The organism is Acetanaerobacterium sp. MSJ-12, assembly GCF_018917875.1.
GTDB lineage: Bacteria > Bacillota > Clostridia > Oscillospirales > Ruminococcaceae > Bittarella > Bittarella massiliensis.
On record NZ_JAHLPK010000011.1, the window covers coordinates 1 to 14,786 of the forward strand.

The window sequence follows — 14,786 nt, forward strand, 5'->3', positions numbered from 1 at the left end:
GCCGGGGCCGGGAGGTGGGTGGCGCCGCAGACCGGGCAGGGCGCGCCCGGCGTCAGCCCCTCGGCCAGCAGGGCGGCCTGTCCCTGCAGGTGGCGCCGGCTCTCCTCCTGGGCCCGGCGCTGGGCCTCTGCCAGGGCCGTTTCCGCCTCCCCCCGGGCAAGGGCGGCCTCCCGCAGGGCGGTGAGGGCGCGCCGCTGCTCCTCCCCCTCTTGGCGCCTGTCCCGCAGCTGCAGGTACGCCTGCAACTGCCCCAGCCGCTGCAGGGTGCGCTCGCAGCGGGCCAGCTCCCCCTCCACCCGCTCTCGGCGGCGGGCCTGTTCCTGCTGTCCCCGCAGGGCTTCCGCCCGGCGCAGGGCTGCGGTGCGGGCGGTCTCCTGCCTCAAAAGGGCCTCGGCCCCGGCCTGGGCGTCCTCCCAGCGGGGGCGGTTCTCCGCCAGGGCGCGGGCGGCTTCCTCCGCCTGCCGGCGGGCGCTCTCGGCCCGCTCGGCCGCCTCCTTGGCCCGGCGCATGGCCTGGCGGCAGAGTTCGGCCCGGCGGGCCAGGTCCAGGGCCTCCTCCCGCTGGGATTGCAGGGGGCCCTCCGCCTGCCAGGCGGCCCATTCGGCCTTGGCAATCGCCAGGGCGGCAATGCCCTGGTTTTGCCGGGCCAGGGCGTCGGGGTCCAGGGCGCGGCGGCGGGCAGCCACCTCCTGCCGGCGGGCGGCGGCGCGCTCCAGTTCCCCCTGGGCGGCCTGCAAGCTCTCCTCCAACTGCTGCAGGATGGCGTCGTAGTCGGGGTACTCCGCCCCGCAGAGCCCCTCTAACAAGCTGCCCGGCACGCAGGCGATCTTCTCCCGCTCCACCTGAAGGCGGACGGTCAACTCCTCCATCTTGGCCTGGGCCTCCCCCGCCTGCTCCCGCAGCAGGTCCTCCAAGCGGCTGAACTTCTGGGTGCCGAAGATGCGTCGAAAAATCTCCTGTTTCTCGGCGCTGGAGGAGTCCAGCAGCTTGCGAAACTCCCCCTGGGGCAGCAGCACGATCTGCCGAAACTGCTCGGCCGTCAGCCCCACCAGCTCCACCACCCGGGCGTCCACCTCCCGGATTTTGGAGAGCACCTCCCCCTTGGGGCCGGTGAGCACCGCCCCCGCCTTCACCGTGACATACCGGCCCTTGGCGTTCTGGCGCACCTGCTGGGGCTGGCGCTCGATGCGGTAGCGCTCGCCGCGGATGGCAAATTCCAGCGCCGCCGAGCAGACGGCCGTCTCCTCCGCAAAGTCGCTGCGAAACTGTTCGGGCTGGCGGCGGTCGCCGCTGGCCCGGCCGTAGAGGGCGAACATCACCCCGTCGAAGAGGGTGGTCTTCCCCGCGCCGGTGGGGCCGGTGATGAGAAAGATGCCCTCTTCCCCCAGGGCCTCAAAGTCGATTTCCTGGCAGCCCCCAAAGGGGCCGAAGGCGCGCAGTTCCAGTTTGACAAGGCGCACGGCGCTACACCTCCCCTTCCAATTTTTCCAGCAGGGCGCGGATGGTCTCCATCTGGCCGGGGGTGGGCTCCATCCCCTTCACGTCCCTGTAAAAGGCCGCAAACCGCTCGTCGGTGGGCCGGTCGTCCTGGGGCGTGAGGTCGGGCAGGTCCTCCCCCTGTACCCGCGCCACCAATTTGACCCCCAGCAAGTTGGGGTAGAGCGCCCGCAGCCGGCTCACCGCCCCGTAGACCAACTCGTTGTCGGCGATGACGGCGTAGAGGTAGTCCTCCCCCGGGGGGTGGAGGGCGCCGGACGCCAGCTCTTCAAAGCTGCCCCGCACCACCGCCAGGTCCCGGCGGACGGGCAGCCGCTCCTGGCGCACCGAAACGGCGCCGGCGGCGTCGATCTCCACCACCGCCACCGCCTTTTTCTGCCCCTGTTCCGAGAGGGAGTACTTGAGCAGCGACCCGCTGTACCGGGCCGTCTCCCGCCCGCAGGTCTGGGGGGCGTGCAGGTGCCCCAGACAGGCGTAGTCGAACCCCCGCAGGGCGGAAGCGGCCACCAGGTCGCCGGTCCCCACCGAGAGCTCGGAGTCGCTGCGCACCAGCTCCTCCCCCCCGGCAAAAAAGCCGTGGGCCACCAGCACGTTGGGCCCGGCGGGAAGGGGCGTCCCCTCCAGCAGCGCCCGGTAGGCGTCGGTGTAGGTGGGGTACTCCCCCTCCGGCAGCAGCCGCCGCAGTTGGTAGCGGTCGGTAAAGGGGGCCAGGGTGAAGGTGACGGCGACCCCGTCGCGGCCGGTGACCGGCACCTGCGCCAGGGGGAGGGTGCAGCTCCCCTCCACAAAATAGCCCTCACTGCGCACCAGGCGGTTGGCAAAGGAGAGGCGCTGGGGGCTGTCGTGGTTGCCGGCGATGGCCAGCACCTTCACCCCCATCCCCACCGCGGCGCTGACAAAGTCGTCAAAGGCGGTGACGGCCGCCGCCGGGGGCACCGAGCGGTCGTACACGTCCCCGGCGATGACCAGGGCGTCCGCCCCCTCCCGCCGCAACAGCTCCAGCAGGCCGTTCATGGCAAAAATCTGGTCTTCCAGCAGGGAGAATTCCCCCAGCACCTTTCCCAGGTGCCAGTCGGCAGTGTGGATAAACTTCACGCGCGCGCCCCCCTATCCGGCAAAGACCAGCTGCACCAGCACCATGTAGAGGGCGGTGCCCCCCAGGATGCTGATGAGGTTGTTTTTCTTCCACAGGTGCAGCCCCACCACCGCGGCCCCCGCCAGCAGTTCCGGCAGGCCGTAGGGGTAGGTCAGCAGGCTGACCCCCCGCAGGCAGTAGACCACCAAAATGGCCATGATGGCCGGGGGCAGCACCCGGCCCAGGTAGTTGACCCAGCGGGGGGTCCCCCGCTTGAAAAACCAGAAGGGGGCCGCCCGGGTCAAAAAGGTCACCGCCCCCACGACGGCGATCACCGCCACCACATGCCAAGCGCTCACTGCTCCCCCTCCTCTCCCAGCTTTTTCACGATCGGCCGCGAAAAGGCCAACAGCCCCAGCACCGCCAGCAGCAGGGCGGGGATCAGGAACTTGTCCGGCCCCAGCAAAAGCAGGCAGGCCAGGGCGCACCCGGCCCCCCAGAGGGCGGGGAAGCGGCTCTTGTAGGCCTGCCACTGCTCGACGGCGATGACGATGAAGAGGGCGGTCATGGCAAAGTCGATGCCGGTGGTGTCAAAGGGGAGCAGCCCTCCCACCACCGTGCCCAGCACCGCCCCGGCGATCCAGTAGAGCTCGTCCAACAGGGCGATGGCAAAGAAAAACTGCCCCTGCTCCACCCCTTCCGGCGCCCGCTGGGAGCAGAGGAGGGAATAGGTCTCGTCAGTGAGGGAGTAGATCATGTACCAGCGCTTTTTCCCCATCTGGCGGAAGCGCTCGGTGAAGGAGAGGCCGTAAAAGAGGTGGCGGAAGTTCACCGCCAGGGTCATCAGCGCCACCTGCACCAGGGAAAAGCCGCCCCCCAGAAAGTTGAGCATCACAAACTGCATCGAGCCGGCGTAGACCGCCGCGCTCATCCCCGCCGCCCAGAGGGGGCCGTACCCGCCCTGGCGCAGCAGCACCCCAAAGGCAAGCCCCACAAACAGGTATCCCAGCAGCACCGGCACCGTGACCGGAAAGGCCGCGCGAAAGGCTTTTTTCAACTGTCTCCTCTCCCCTTTTCAACATCCCAGACCCGGGGCGTCAGCGCCCCAGGGTGTGTTCCAAAAAAATCTTGACGCCGATGCCCACCAGCAGCCAGCCCCCCACCACCTGGGCCCAGCGCCCCAGCAGACAGCCGAAGCGGTGGCCCAGGTAGACCCCGACAAAGCAGCACAAAAAGGTGCAGCCGCCGATGATGGCCGCCGCCTGCCAGATATTCGCCCCGATGCAGGAGAGGCTGACCCCCAGGGCCAGGGCGTCGATGCTGGTGGCCACGGCCTGGCCCAAAAGCAGCCGCCCGGTGAGCCGGCGGGGGCGGGAGAGGGGTTCGATCTCCTCCCCCCGGGCCTCCCAGACCATCCGCCCCCCCAACAGCGCCAGCAGCGCCAGGGCCACCCAGTGGTCGAACCGATGGATGTACCCGCTGAAGGTGTACCCGGCAAAAAAGCCCAGCAGCGGCATCGCCGCCTGGGCCAGGCCAAAGGCCGTGCCGCAGGCCAGGGCGCAGGGGAGCGGCCGCCCCCTGTGCGCCAACCCGTTGGAGACCGAGACGGCAAAGGCGTCCATGGCCATCCCCAACCCCAGCAAAACCATGGTGGCAAGATCCACGCTCTTCTCCCCTCCCGCCGGGCAGTGTGCCCGTGTGATACCGCAGTGGTCGTCGGCCATTGGGCAGGGGGCAAGCGGGTCTGTGCATCTGCCTGGCCATTATACCGCTATTTGTATGCACTCGGCAACCGCTTTACCTCTCCCCCCGCCCGCCGGGGGGTGGATTTTCCCCGCCAAATCCTCTATAATAGATGCGGCGCAGGCGCTCGGGCGGGCCGCACGGCCCGCCGGCGCCCCCTGCCCATTCGCCGCTAAAGGAGTTTTTTGCCATGATCATTGAACCGAAGATCCGCGGGTTTATCTGCACCACCGCCCACCCCGCCGGGTGCCGCGAAAATGTGCGGGAACAAATCGCATACGTCCGCTCGCAGCCCAAGACCGAGGGGGGCAAAAAGGCCCTCGTCATCGGCAGTTCCACCGGGTACGGCCTGGCTACCCGCATTGCCCTGGCCTATTCCTGTGGGGCCGCCACCCTGGGGGTGCAGTTTGAAAAGCCCGCCGCGGGCAAGCGCACCGCCTCCGCCGGGTGGTACAACACCGCCGCCTTTGAGGAGTTCGCCGCCGCCGACGGCCTCTACGCCAAAACCGTCAACGGCGACGCCTACTCCCAGCAGTGCAAGGACGAGGTCATCGCTAAAATCAAGGCCGATCTGGGCCAGGTGGACGTGGTGATCTACAGCCTGGCCGCCCCCCGGCGCACCCTCAAAGACGGGACCACCGTCTCCTCGGTGCTCAAGACCACCGGCAGCGACTACACCAACAAGACCATCGACTTGAAGGAGCGCACCCTCTCTGAAATCACCATCCCCCAGGCCAGCGAGGAGGAGATCGCCCACACCGTGGCCGTCATGGGCGGCGAGGACTGGGAGGACTGGATGCTCGCCCTGCAGGGCGCGGGGGTCCTGGCCGAGGGGGCGGTGACCGCCGCCTACTCCTACATCGGGCCGGAGCTGACCCACCCCATGTACAAAGACGGCTCCATCGGCCGGGCCAAGGACCACCTCTTTGCCACCGCCGCCAAGCTGGCCCAAGAGATCCCCGGCCTGCGCAGCTACCTGTCGGTCAACAAGGCCCTGGTGACCCAGTCCAGCGCCGCCATCCCCATCGTCCCCCTCTACATCTCCCTGCTCTACAGGGTGATGAAGGAGAAGGGTCTGCACGAGGGCTGCATCGAGCAGATGTACCGGCTGGTGCACGACCGGCTCTACGCCGAGCCCACCCCGGTGGACGGGGAGGGCCGCATCCGCCTGGACGACTGGGAGATGAGGGATGAGGTCCAGGCCGAGGTCGCCCGCATCTGGGAGGGGCTGAACGACGAAAATCTGGAGCAGTACGCCGACATCGACGGCTACTGGCAGGACTTCTACCAGATGTTTGGCTTTGACCTGCCCGGCGTCGACTACCAGGCGGACGTCGACCCCGCCGTGAAGATCCCCAGCATCGCCGAATAGTGCCGGAGCGGGTGGGATACTGCCCGCTCCTTTTGTGTTAAAGAGAGGAGGGGGAGCAGATGCTGCGCATCGGGGTGTTTTCCGACCCACACGGCAACCTGCCCGCCCTGAAGGCCGCCCTGGCCTACTTGGAGGGGGCGGGGTGCCGCGAGTTTCTCTGCTGCGGCGACCTGGTGGGGGTCGGCCCCTGGCCCCGGGAGGTGGCCGCCCTGCTGCAAAGCCGGGGGGACATCCGCTGTCTGGCGGGCAACCACGACCGCTATTTCGACCGCTGCCTCACCCCGCCCTATCCGCCCCGGATGGAGGAGGGGGAGGCCGCCCACCACCGCTGGGTGCACAGCGCCCTCACCCCCGCCTGTCGGGGGTGGCTGCGGGACCTCCCCCTCTCCCTGACCCTGCAGCGGGAAGGGGTCTGTATCAGCGCCCTCCACTACCCGCTGGACGCGGCGGGCGAGTTTGCCGCCCCCCACCCGGCCCCCACTGCCAGGGACTGCCGCGCCCTCTTTGGCCATCTGCCCGGGCAGGTGGTCCTCTGCGGGCACGACCACGCCGGCTTTGCAGTGGCGGACGGGGAGCGCCTCTACCTCGATCTCGGCTCTCTGGGCTGCCCCCACGGGCGGGGCGGGATCGCCCGCTGCGGGGTGCTCACCCTGGACCGGGGCCGCTGGCAGTGGCAGGCCGCCGCCCCCGCCTACGACCTGGGGGAGGTGCGGGCCGCCTTTGCCCGCCGCCGGGTGCCGGAGGGGCCCGCCCTGTTGCGGGACTTCTACGGGCTGCCCCACCCCTCCTCTTGAATCAAAACCACCGGTAAATAGAAGGGCGCCATGCAGGCTTCACCGCGCAAGGGACAGTGAAACTTCGCATCACACTCCCCCCTGCCACTGGCAAACCGGCAACCTAGGACAACTGTTCACCTACCCCCAAAGATCGCTTCTCTTTTGCACCTTCGGCACCCTTTCGTTCCGAAAGCCTATGACGCCAAAGCAATTTACTTTCCCCGGCAGAAGCGAGGGCTCCGGGGCCAAAGCGACAAAAAAATGCCCGCGGGGATCTCCCGCGGGCGCTTTTTTGCCCTTTTTACCGCTCGGCCCCCTCCCCTTGCAGGTGAGCCAAAACAGGGGCCAACTCCCCCTCGTCCGCCCGGCGCACCGCGACGCCCAGCAGGTCCCGCCTCGCCAGGCGGATGAGCCCCTTGTGCACCAGCCCCAGCGCGTCAAAGTCAAAGTCCCCCGGCAGCCAGAAGGCGGCGGCTCCAGAGGGGAGGTTTTGTCCCTTGAGAGCGGCCAGGTCCACCTCTTCCCGGGGGGTGAGCCCGCAAAAACAGGCGACCACCTCTTTGCCGGCCAGTTGGGCCGCCCGCTTTTTTACCCCGGAGGCACAGCTCCAACAGCCGGCATAGACCCCGCCCACCAGCACCAGGGTCTGCACCCCGGCCAGCGCCTCCGGGCGCACCCGATCCCACTCCACGGCGGGGCAGTGTAGATGCTCGGCCAGCCATTCGGCGTACCGGCGGGAACTGCCGTAGTGGGAGCGATGGGCCACCAGAATCGTCTTCGTCATCTCTCCATCTCCTCCAGTCGGTTGCAGAGGGCCAGCAGCAGCCGGTTTGCCGCCGCCAGGTCTGCCGGGGCGACACCGGCAAAGAGCTCCTCGACAAAGGTCCCGTCCTGTTCCTGCCGCTGGGCCCGGTACTCCTCCAGCCGTTCGGTGGGCGCCACCCGCAGGGCGCGGCGGTCACTCTCGTCCCGCACCAGGGCGACAAACCCCTTCTTTTCCAACTTCAGGGCCAGCTGCTTGACATTTTGGCGGGAGCTGCCCATCTGCCCCGCCAACTGGCTCAGGGTCGGGGGCCGCTCAAAAAAGGTGGTGAGGCAGAGCAGCAGATACCACTGCTTGGCTGTCAGCTCCTCCAGATAGCGGTCCCCCACCGTCTCCAGCCGGTTGCTGGCCGCAAAGAGCAGGCCAAAGGCCAGATAGCGCCCGTCCATCCCCTCCAACTTCTCCATCCCCTGCACAGCGCGTTCCCCCTCGCAAATAGGTAATATATTACTTGTTTGAGTATACTCTCACTTTTCTTCCCTGTCAACCGCCCGATGGCGCAAAACAGCCGCCCTCCCCGCAAACGGGGGAGAGCGGCTGTCACTCTTATGAGCTGCGGCCCCGGTCAGTTTTGGTAGAAGGCCACCATCTCCTGCAGCAGGGCGTAGAGTTTTTCCTTGTCGGCGGACATGGCCACGTCCACATTGGGCTCTTTCTTCCAGCGGTTCGGCAGGTCCACCACCGTCTGTCCCTCGGTGAGGCTGCCCCGCACCTCACAGGTGGCAAAATAGGGCTCGGTGCGGATGACCTCCGGGCAGTAGAGGGCGGCAATGGCCAGCGCGTCGTGGAGGATGATGCCGCTCTCCCGCCCCTCTCTGGCCTTCTGGGCCCGGGTGTACTCCCAAATGCCCCGCAGCAGCGGCGAGATCGCGCAGTCGGGGGCCAGCAGCCGGTCCATCTCCTCCGCGGTGAAGAAGGTCTGGCGGGTGGCGTCCAGCCCCACCATGGTGATGGGGATGCCGCTCTTAAAGACCACGTCGCAGGCGTGGGGGTCGATCCAGATGTTGAACTCCGCGTAGGGGGTGGAGTTGCCCACCCCCCAGGCCCCGCCCATCATGGTGATGCGCTTAATCAGGGGCTTGATGTCGGGGTATTTCAGCAATGTGATGGCGATGTTGGTCAGGGGGCCGATGGCGGCGATCTCCAACTCGCCCTTCTGGGCCACCGCCTCCCGGTAGATCACGTCCCAGGCGGGGTCCTCTTCAAAGGTGCAGCGGGGGGCGGGCAGCTCCACCTCGCCCAGCCCGTTTTCGCCGTGGGTGGCGGGGTTGATCACCCGCTCCTTGATCATGGGGCGGGCGGCCCCCTTGCCCACCGGCGCCCCCAGGCCCAGATAGTCGTTCAGGGCCAGGGCGTTGGGGGCGGTGTGCTCCAGCCCCACGTTGCCGGAGACCGGGGTCAGGGCGCGGATGTCCAGCCGGCCACTGGCCTTTGCCAGGGCAATGGCAAAGGCGTCGTCGGTGCCGGGGTCGCAGTCGATGATGACGGGGATCTTCTTCACAGCAATCTCTCCCTTTTGATCTGTTCGGGCGGCCGGGGCCGCGCGTGTTTCCTCGCTCTAGGGCAGCCGCCGCAGCGCTGCCAACAGGCGGCGGGCAAAGGCCTCGCGGTCCACCTCCACCCCCACCAGGGCGTTGCAGGGGCGGCCGGTCTTGGCGCCGCCCACATCCACCACTGTGGCGCCGCGGGTGGTGCGGCCGCAGAGGTCCGCCTCCAGATGGGCGGGCAGGGCTTTCACCAGCGCCTCGTCCAGCGCCCAGGCGGCCGCCAGGGGGTCGTGGAGGGCACAGCCGGGCGCGCCCTCGTAAAAGGCGGCGTAGTGGACAAACATCTCCCAGGCAAACCGGCCCGCCCGGGTGCCGCAGTCCCGCCAGGCCTCCCGCTCCGCCGCGGTGGCGTAGGCCTTGTAGGTGACGTCCAGCCCCGCCAGCTTGACGGGGATGCCGGCGGAAAAGACGACCTGTGCCGCCTCCGGGTCGCGGCCGATGTTGGCCTCGGCCACCGGGGAAAAGTTCCCTCGGCACCAGGCCGCGCCCCCCATCAGCACCAGCTGGTCAATCTTCTCTTTCAGGTGGGGGTAGCACAGCAGGAAGGTCGCCAGGTTGGTCATGGCGGCCACCGCCACCACAGTGACCCTTTCCGGGCTCTCCTCGATCAGCCGGGCCATCAACTCCACCGCCCGGCAGGGTTCGGGCCGCCGCACCGGGTCGGGGATGGAGACATTCCCCAACCCGTTTTCCCCGTGGATGGAGACCTTGCCGGAGGGGGAGAACCGCCCCAGCAGCGGCTTTTGGGCCCCCAGCGCCACCGGGATGTCCTCCCGCCCACAAAGCCGCAAAATCGCCAGGGTGTTGCGGGCCACCTGCGCCAGGGGGACGCTCCCCTCCATGGCGGTGATCCCCAGCAGCTTGGCCCGCGGCTCCCCCAGCAGGTAGAGCAGGGCCAGCGCGTCGTCGATTCCGGTGTCCACATCCAGCAAAATCGGGACTGGACGCCCCTCTTTGCCTCTCACTTCAGCCTCTCACAGGCGGCGGCCAGCAGGTCGATAAAGGCCTCGCGGTCCAGATCCATCGCCACCTGGGCGTTGGGGGCCTTGCCGGTGACCCCTCGCAGGTCGCAGACGGTGCAGCCCTGGGTGTACTCCCCCTCGATGTCCACCGTCACGTAGCAGTCGCGCAGGGTGAGCACCTGGGGGGCCACCACCGCCGCCACCGCCACCGCGTCGTGCATCGGCACCTCCAGCCAGTCGGTGCCCGGCAGGGTCTGGTCTTTAAAAAAGTCCATCAGCCCGGCCACCAGCCGCCCGCCCCGGGTGTCGATGGCGTGAAAGCGGGCCAGGTCGCCCAGGGTGGGGCGGGCCTTGTTGGTGGCGTCCAGCCCGCACATGGTGATGGGGATGCCCGCGTCAAAGACGATGCGGGCGGCCTCGGCGTCCTCCCAGATGTTGAACTCGGCGGTGGGGGTCCAGTTGCCCCCCACCGCGGCGCCCCCCATCAGGCAGATGCGGGCGATCTTCTGGTGCAGCTCGGGGTTTGCCAGCAGGAAGATGGCGATGTTGGTCAGGGGACCCATCCCCACCAGCACCGTCTTCTCCTCGCTGCCGCGCACCTTTTCGGCCATGAAGTCCCAGGCGTTTTGCTCCACCGGCGCGTGGGTGATGGGCGGGAAGACCGGGCCGTCCAACCCGCTCTCGCCGTGCACGCTGTCGGCGATCTCCAACCCCCGCATCAGGGGCTGGGCCGCCCCCTGGCAGACCGGCACGTCGGCCCGGCCGACCCACTCCAACACCCGGATGGCGTTTCGCGAGGTGTTTTGCAGGGTGCTGTTGCCGGCCACCACCGTCATCCCCCGCACCTCCACCAGGTCGCTGGCCAGGGCCAGCACCATGGCCATGGCGTCGTCGTGCCCCGGGTCCCCGTCCAGCAAAACAGGTATCTTTTTTGTCGTTTCCACCGCTTCAAACTCCTCCCCTGTGCGGCGCAAAAAGGGCGTCGCTCGTCCCCCCTAGTATACAGGAAAAATCCCCCTGGCGCAACGCTGTCCCGCCGGGGAGAGCCCCCTCTTTTTTCGCCTTTTCGCCCGGCCGCCACCCCGCCTTTGCCGCGCGCAAAAAGGGGGGCGTTCCCGCCAAAAGGGAGCGCTTCCCCGCCCCGGCGCGCATATCCCCCCCGCCCCGGCCGTATAGATAAAGCAGTGCAAAACTTTGGCAGCGATGGAGTGGATGATATGAAGTGTTATGTGTTTCGCCTGAAAAAGCGGATGCTCGTGATCCCCCTGGCGGTGCTGGCGGCCATCGGCATCTGCGTCGCCGCCTTTGCCGGGCGGGGTGGGAAGAGCGAGTCCGACCTCTTCCCCAGCGAGTACGGGCTGGATGCCGAGACCCTGGCAAACGCCGCCCCCCAGTCGGAAAATGGGCAGAAGGTGGCCTACCTGACCTTTGACGACGGCCCCTCGGAGGAGACCGAGAAAATCCTCAACGCCCTCCAGGAAAAAGACGTCAAGGCCACCTTTTTCGTGCTGGGCACAGAGCTTGAAAAGCGGCCCGACACCTACAAGCGGATCGTGAGCGAGGGGCACGTGCTGGGGCTCCACTCCTTCTCCCACGAGTACAAGGAGATCTACGCCTCCCCCGAGTCCTTCTGGAACGACCTCAACAAGCTGCAGGAGGCGGTGACCACCCTCACCGGCCAACCCAGCACCGCCTACCGCTTTCCCGGCGGCAGCTCCAACACGGTCTACCGGCGCTACAGCAAGGTCAGCGGCCTGATGGACACCATCATCCCCCAGCTGTCGGAAAAGGGGCTCTCCTACTACGACTGGACCGTCTCCGCCGAGGACGCGGTGGGGAGCAAGAAGAGTGCCGACTACATTGTGAACAAGGTGGTCAAGGAGGCCCTCAAGCAGGACTGCCCGGTGATTTTGATGCACGATGGCCCCGGCCACAAGGCCACTGCCGAGGCGATCCCCCGCATCGTCGACGAGCTGCAAAAGGAGGGGTACTCCTTCGCCACCCTCTCCGACTCCGTCACCTGCCACCACAGCCGCAGCAAGTGATCCCCTGCGGCCTCCTCCCCCCTGTGCAACCCGACAGGCGGGCCTTGCGGCCCGCCTGTTTTCGTGGTATTTTGTACGGTAGACCAAAAACAGAGGAGGGCGAACCGTGGCACAGAGAGAGAAGACGGAGCCGGTGGAACTGACCAACATGGTGATGGTCTACGACCCCCAGAGCAACCGGGCGGTGGTCCAGCGCCGGGTCAAGAGCTGGAAGGGGGTCACCTTCCCCGGCGGCCATGTGGAGCCGGAGGAGAGCTTGGTGGACTCCGCCGTGCGGGAGGTGAGAGAGGAGACCGGCCTTGAAATCTCGCAGCTGGAGCCCTGCGGCGTCATCCACTGGAGCACCGGGCACGGCCGGCCCCGCTACCTGGTCTTTCTCTACAAGACCTGCCACTACCGGGGGCAGCTGCTCGCCGCCACCGACGAGGGGGCGGTCTGGTGGCAGGACCTGAACACCCTGCCCCAGCTCGACCTCTGCAAGAATTTTGAGCACTATCTCCCCCTCTTTTTGGAGGGCGGGCACTGCGAGGTCTACAGCACCGGGATCGAGGCCGACGGCAGCCGCCGCATCGCCTACAAATAGGGCGTCAAAACAGGGCCCCCTGGAGGGCAAAAAGCAAAAAAAACCGTTTTTCTCACCCCATTTTGGGCCGCGCGCTCCACTCGGGCGAAAAAAACGGCTAAAATTGTCTACACAAAGCCAGTATTTACAAATTGTCCATTGTCAAAGGCGGTGGGCCGTTGTAAACTGATACTATTCCAGAGCAGCCGAACCGGCTGCTCTGTCCATCGGGTGGTGTTTCCTTGTTTGGCTATGTCAAGCCCTTTCAGCCCCATCTCCGCGTCTGCGAGTTGGACACCTACAAGTCCCTCTACTGCGGGCTCTGCCGCCAGCTGGGGGCCAGTTTTGGCCCCTTTTCACGGCTGACCCTCAGCTACGACTTCGTCTTTCTCGCCCTCCTCTTCACCGGCCTTTCGGAGGAGGGACCCCAGTACGGCCGCTGCCGCTGTATGGCCAACCCCCTCAAAAAAAAGGCCTGCTGCCTCGAAAACGAGGGGCTGCGCTTCTCCGCCGGGTGCGCCATGATCATGGCTTACTACAAGGCCAAGGACAACCTGCACGACCACGGCTTCAAGGACCGGCTGCTCTCCGCCCTCTCCTACCCCTTTTTGGCCCGGGCGCGAAAGAAGGCGGCCCGCCAGTACGGGGAGATCGACGCCATCATGGCCGAGGCCATGGCCACCCAGCGCCGGATCGAGGAGGAGGGCTGCGACAGCGTCGATCGGGCGGCCGACCCGTCCGGCACCTTTTTGCGCCGGGTGTTTGAGCAGGTGGCCCGCACCGACGGGCAGCGGCGCATCCTCTCGCGCATGGGCTACCTCCTGGGCCGCTGGATCTACATGATGGACGCTTTTGACGACCTGGAGAGCGACCTCAAGCGGGGAAACTACAACCCCCTCATCGGCCGGTACAGCCTGCACAGGGGAACTGATTATAATCGGGCGGCCATCGGCCAAGATATTGTGGAGATGCTCAACTTCACCATCAGTGAATTTTCCGCCGGCTACCAGCTGCTGGACCTGTATCACTACAAGCCCATTTTAGACAACATCGTCTTTTTGGGGTTTAAAAATACCCAAGCCAACGTTTTTACCAAATACAAAGGGGACGCATAAATGGACGCATATCGAGTACTGGGGGTATCCCGCGACGCCAGCGACGAGGAGATCAAATCCGCCTACAAAAAACTGGCCACCAAATACCACCCGGACAACTATGTCAACAACCCGCTGGAGGACCTGGCCGCCGAGAAGATGAAGGAGATCAACGCCGCCTACGACGAGATCATCACCGCCCGGCGCTCCGCCAAGCACACCGGCAGCACGGCCGGCTCCAGCGCGGGGTCGGCCGGCTCCCAGCGCCGCTACGGCGCCACCACCCAGTTCGGCGACGTGCGCAAGCTCATCGAGCAGGGGCGGATCGTCGAGGCCGAGGAGATCCTCGACGGGGTGCCCGGCGGCTCCCGCAGCGCCGAGTGGTATTTCCTCAAGGGCTCCATCTTCTACAACCGCGCCTGGCTGGAAGACGCCCTCAAGTACTTTCAGCAGGCCCAGAGCATGGACCCCGGGAACCCCGAGTACGCCGCCGCCATCCGCCAGATCCAGAGCCAGCGGGGCGGCGCCATGTACGGCAACCCCTACGGGGGCGGGTACAACACCAACCCCAATGTGGGCGGCTGTTCGGCCTGCGACGTCTGCAACGGCCTCATCTGCGCCGACTGCTGCTGCGAGTGCATGGGCGGCGACCTGATCCGCTGCTGCTGACAAGCTCTATAAACGCCTTTCAAGATTGCGGGGGACCGTTGTGAAATCCAGAAGTTTTCGGGTGGCCCTGGGCGGGGTCCTGGGCGCGTTGAGCGTGGTCATGCTCTTCTTCTCCGGCCTCTTTCCCTTTGCCTCCATCGCCCTGCCCGCCGTGGCGGGGGTGCTGTTTATGCCCATCGTGGTCGAGTCGGGCCGCCGGTGGGCCTTTTTCTGCTACCTGGGGGTGGCGGTGCTGGCGGCGCTGCTGGTGCCCGACAAAGAGGTGGTCTGTCTCTTTGTCTTCTACCTGGGCTACTACCCCATCCTCAAATCCAAAATAGAGGAGCTCTCTCACCGCTGGCTCCAGTGGGGCTGCAAGCTCCTCCTCTTCAACGGGGCGATCCTCCTCGCCTACTACCTGATGCTCCACGTCTTTGGGCTGGCGGCGGTGGCCGACGAGTTCTCCACCTACACCACCGGCTTCCTCGCGGTGCTGCTGGCAGTGGCCAACGTCACCAACGTGGTCTACGACATCGCCCTCACCCGGGTGGTCTCGATGTACATCCACTGGTTTCGCCCCAAATTTCTGCGCCGCTTCTGACCCCGTTTCAACGCCCTCCGCCCCTCGCCCTGCTGCGGGGG

At 66.8% G+C, this 14,786-nt stretch carries 17 protein-coding genes; 7 read left to right on the forward strand and 10 right to left on the reverse strand.

The features are described 5' to 3' along the window. From KQI11_RS11480 to KQI11_RS11500, 5 genes are all read right to left on the reverse strand, one after another. The coding region (locus KQI11_RS11480) for an AAA family ATPase (protein ID WP_216402216.1) at positions 1–1,460 on the reverse strand (1,460 nt) is incomplete at its 3' end. Between the two features lie 4 nt (positions 1,461–1,464). Then, positions 1,465–2,592: an exonuclease SbcCD subunit D gene (locus KQI11_RS13550; protein WP_216402217.1), complete on the reverse strand. Its 1,128-nt coding sequence runs from the start codon at positions 2,590–2,592 to the stop codon at positions 1,465–1,467. Positions 2,593–2,604: 12 nt separating this feature from the next. Then, entirely contained in the window at positions 2,605–2,931 is a 327-nt protein-coding gene (locus KQI11_RS11490; RefSeq protein WP_216402218.1) for a branched-chain amino acid transporter permease, read from the reverse strand. Then, positions 2,928–3,629, reverse strand: a complete 702-nt coding sequence (locus tag KQI11_RS11495; protein ID WP_185916083.1) for an AzlC family ABC transporter permease — start codon at positions 3,627–3,629, stop codon at positions 2,928–2,930. Before KQI11_RS11495 ends, KQI11_RS11490 begins: the two co-directional genes overlap by 4 nt. A gap of 40 nt (positions 3,630–3,669) precedes the next feature. After that, a complete protein-coding gene (locus tag KQI11_RS11500) occupies positions 3,670–4,236 on the reverse strand; it encodes a manganese efflux pump MntP (RefSeq protein ID WP_185916082.1) in 567 nt (188 codons plus the stop codon). Between the two features lie 269 nt (positions 4,237–4,505). On the opposite strand from KQI11_RS11500, the gene fabV reads away from it, so the two are divergent. Next, on the forward strand, positions 4,506–5,687 hold the full coding sequence (fabV, locus tag KQI11_RS11505; RefSeq protein ID WP_216402219.1) for an enoyl-ACP reductase FabV: 1,182 nt from the start codon (positions 4,506–4,508) through the stop codon (positions 5,685–5,687). A gap of 59 nt (positions 5,688–5,746) precedes the next feature. Continuing rightward, positions 5,747–6,481, forward strand: a complete 735-nt coding sequence (locus KQI11_RS11510) for a metallophosphoesterase family protein (RefSeq protein ID WP_216402220.1) — start codon at positions 5,747–5,749, stop codon at positions 6,479–6,481. A gap of 283 nt (positions 6,482–6,764) precedes the next feature. Here KQI11_RS11510 and KQI11_RS11515 read toward each other — a convergent pair whose 3' ends face one another. The 5 genes from KQI11_RS11515 to KQI11_RS11535 all read right to left on the reverse strand — a co-directional run bounded on the left by KQI11_RS11515 (position 6,765) and on the right by KQI11_RS11535 (position 10,739). Next, positions 6,765–7,247: a flavodoxin domain-containing protein gene (locus KQI11_RS11515; RefSeq protein ID WP_216402221.1), complete on the reverse strand. Its 483-nt coding sequence runs from the start codon at positions 7,245–7,247 to the stop codon at positions 6,765–6,767. Then, the gene (locus KQI11_RS11520) at positions 7,244–7,693 is read right to left on the reverse strand and encodes a MarR family transcriptional regulator (RefSeq protein WP_256136660.1); all 450 of its coding nucleotides are present in this window, start codon (positions 7,691–7,693) and stop codon (positions 7,244–7,246) included. Before KQI11_RS11520 ends, KQI11_RS11515 begins: the two co-directional genes overlap by 4 nt. Before the next feature lie 158 nt (positions 7,694–7,851). Beyond that, entirely contained in the window at positions 7,852–8,787 is a 936-nt protein-coding gene (locus KQI11_RS11525; RefSeq protein WP_216402223.1) for a nucleoside hydrolase, read from the reverse strand. 57 nt (positions 8,788–8,844) lie between these two features. Next, complete coding sequence (locus tag KQI11_RS11530; protein ID WP_353653980.1) at positions 8,845–9,756, reverse strand: nucleoside hydrolase; 912 nt, start codon at positions 9,754–9,756, stop codon at positions 8,845–8,847. Positions 9,757–9,794: 38 nt separating this feature from the next. Beyond that, a complete protein-coding gene (locus KQI11_RS11535) occupies positions 9,795–10,739 on the reverse strand; it encodes a nucleoside hydrolase (RefSeq protein WP_353653977.1) in 945 nt (314 codons plus the stop codon). A 273-nt stretch (positions 10,740–11,012) separates the two neighbouring features. Between KQI11_RS11535 and KQI11_RS11540 the strand changes: the two genes are divergently transcribed. From KQI11_RS11540 to KQI11_RS11560, 5 genes are all read left to right on the forward strand, one after another. Further along, on the forward strand, positions 11,013–11,840 hold the full coding sequence (locus KQI11_RS11540; protein ID WP_216402225.1) for a polysaccharide deacetylase family protein: 828 nt from the start codon (positions 11,013–11,015) through the stop codon (positions 11,838–11,840). 106 nt (positions 11,841–11,946) lie between these two features. Next, positions 11,947–12,423 (forward strand): 8-oxo-dGTP diphosphatase, encoded by a 477-nt coding sequence (locus KQI11_RS11545; protein WP_216402226.1) that lies wholly within the window; start codon positions 11,947–11,949, stop codon positions 12,421–12,423. Positions 12,424–12,644: 221 nt separating this feature from the next. Further along, entirely contained in the window at positions 12,645–13,517 is an 873-nt protein-coding gene (locus KQI11_RS11550) for a DUF5685 family protein (RefSeq protein WP_216402227.1), read from the forward strand. Beyond that, positions 13,518–14,165 (forward strand): DnaJ domain-containing protein, encoded by a 648-nt coding sequence (locus tag KQI11_RS11555; RefSeq protein WP_216402228.1) that lies wholly within the window; start codon positions 13,518–13,520, stop codon positions 14,163–14,165. It abuts the gene before it with no gap. 40 nt (positions 14,166–14,205) lie between these two features. Continuing rightward, a complete protein-coding gene (locus KQI11_RS11560; RefSeq protein WP_185916072.1) occupies positions 14,206–14,745 on the forward strand; it encodes a hypothetical protein in 540 nt (179 codons plus the stop codon). Positions 14,746–14,786: the final 41 nt, after the last annotated feature.

Bases quoted from the DNA above. Each gene is read 5' to 3' on its own strand.
- KQI11_RS11510 (WP_216402220.1), top strand. From the start codon at position 5,747: ATGCTGCGCATCGGGGTGTTTTCCGACCCACACGGCAACCTGCCCGCC.
- KQI11_RS11520 (WP_256136660.1), bottom strand. From the start codon at position 7,693: ATGGAGAAGTTGGAGGGGATGGACGGGCGCTATCTGGCCTTTGGCCTG.
- fabV (WP_216402219.1), top strand. From the start codon at position 4,506: ATGATCATTGAACCGAAGATCCGCGGGTTTATCTGCACCACCGCCCAC.
- KQI11_RS11515 (WP_216402221.1), bottom strand. From the start codon at position 7,247: ATGACGAAGACGATTCTGGTGGCCCATCGCTCCCACTACGGCAGTTCC.
- KQI11_RS11540 (WP_216402225.1), top strand. From the start codon at position 11,013: ATGAAGTGTTATGTGTTTCGCCTGAAAAAGCGGATGCTCGTGATCCCC.
- KQI11_RS11555 (WP_216402228.1), top strand. From the start codon at position 13,518: ATGGACGCATATCGAGTACTGGGGGTATCCCGCGACGCCAGCGACGAG.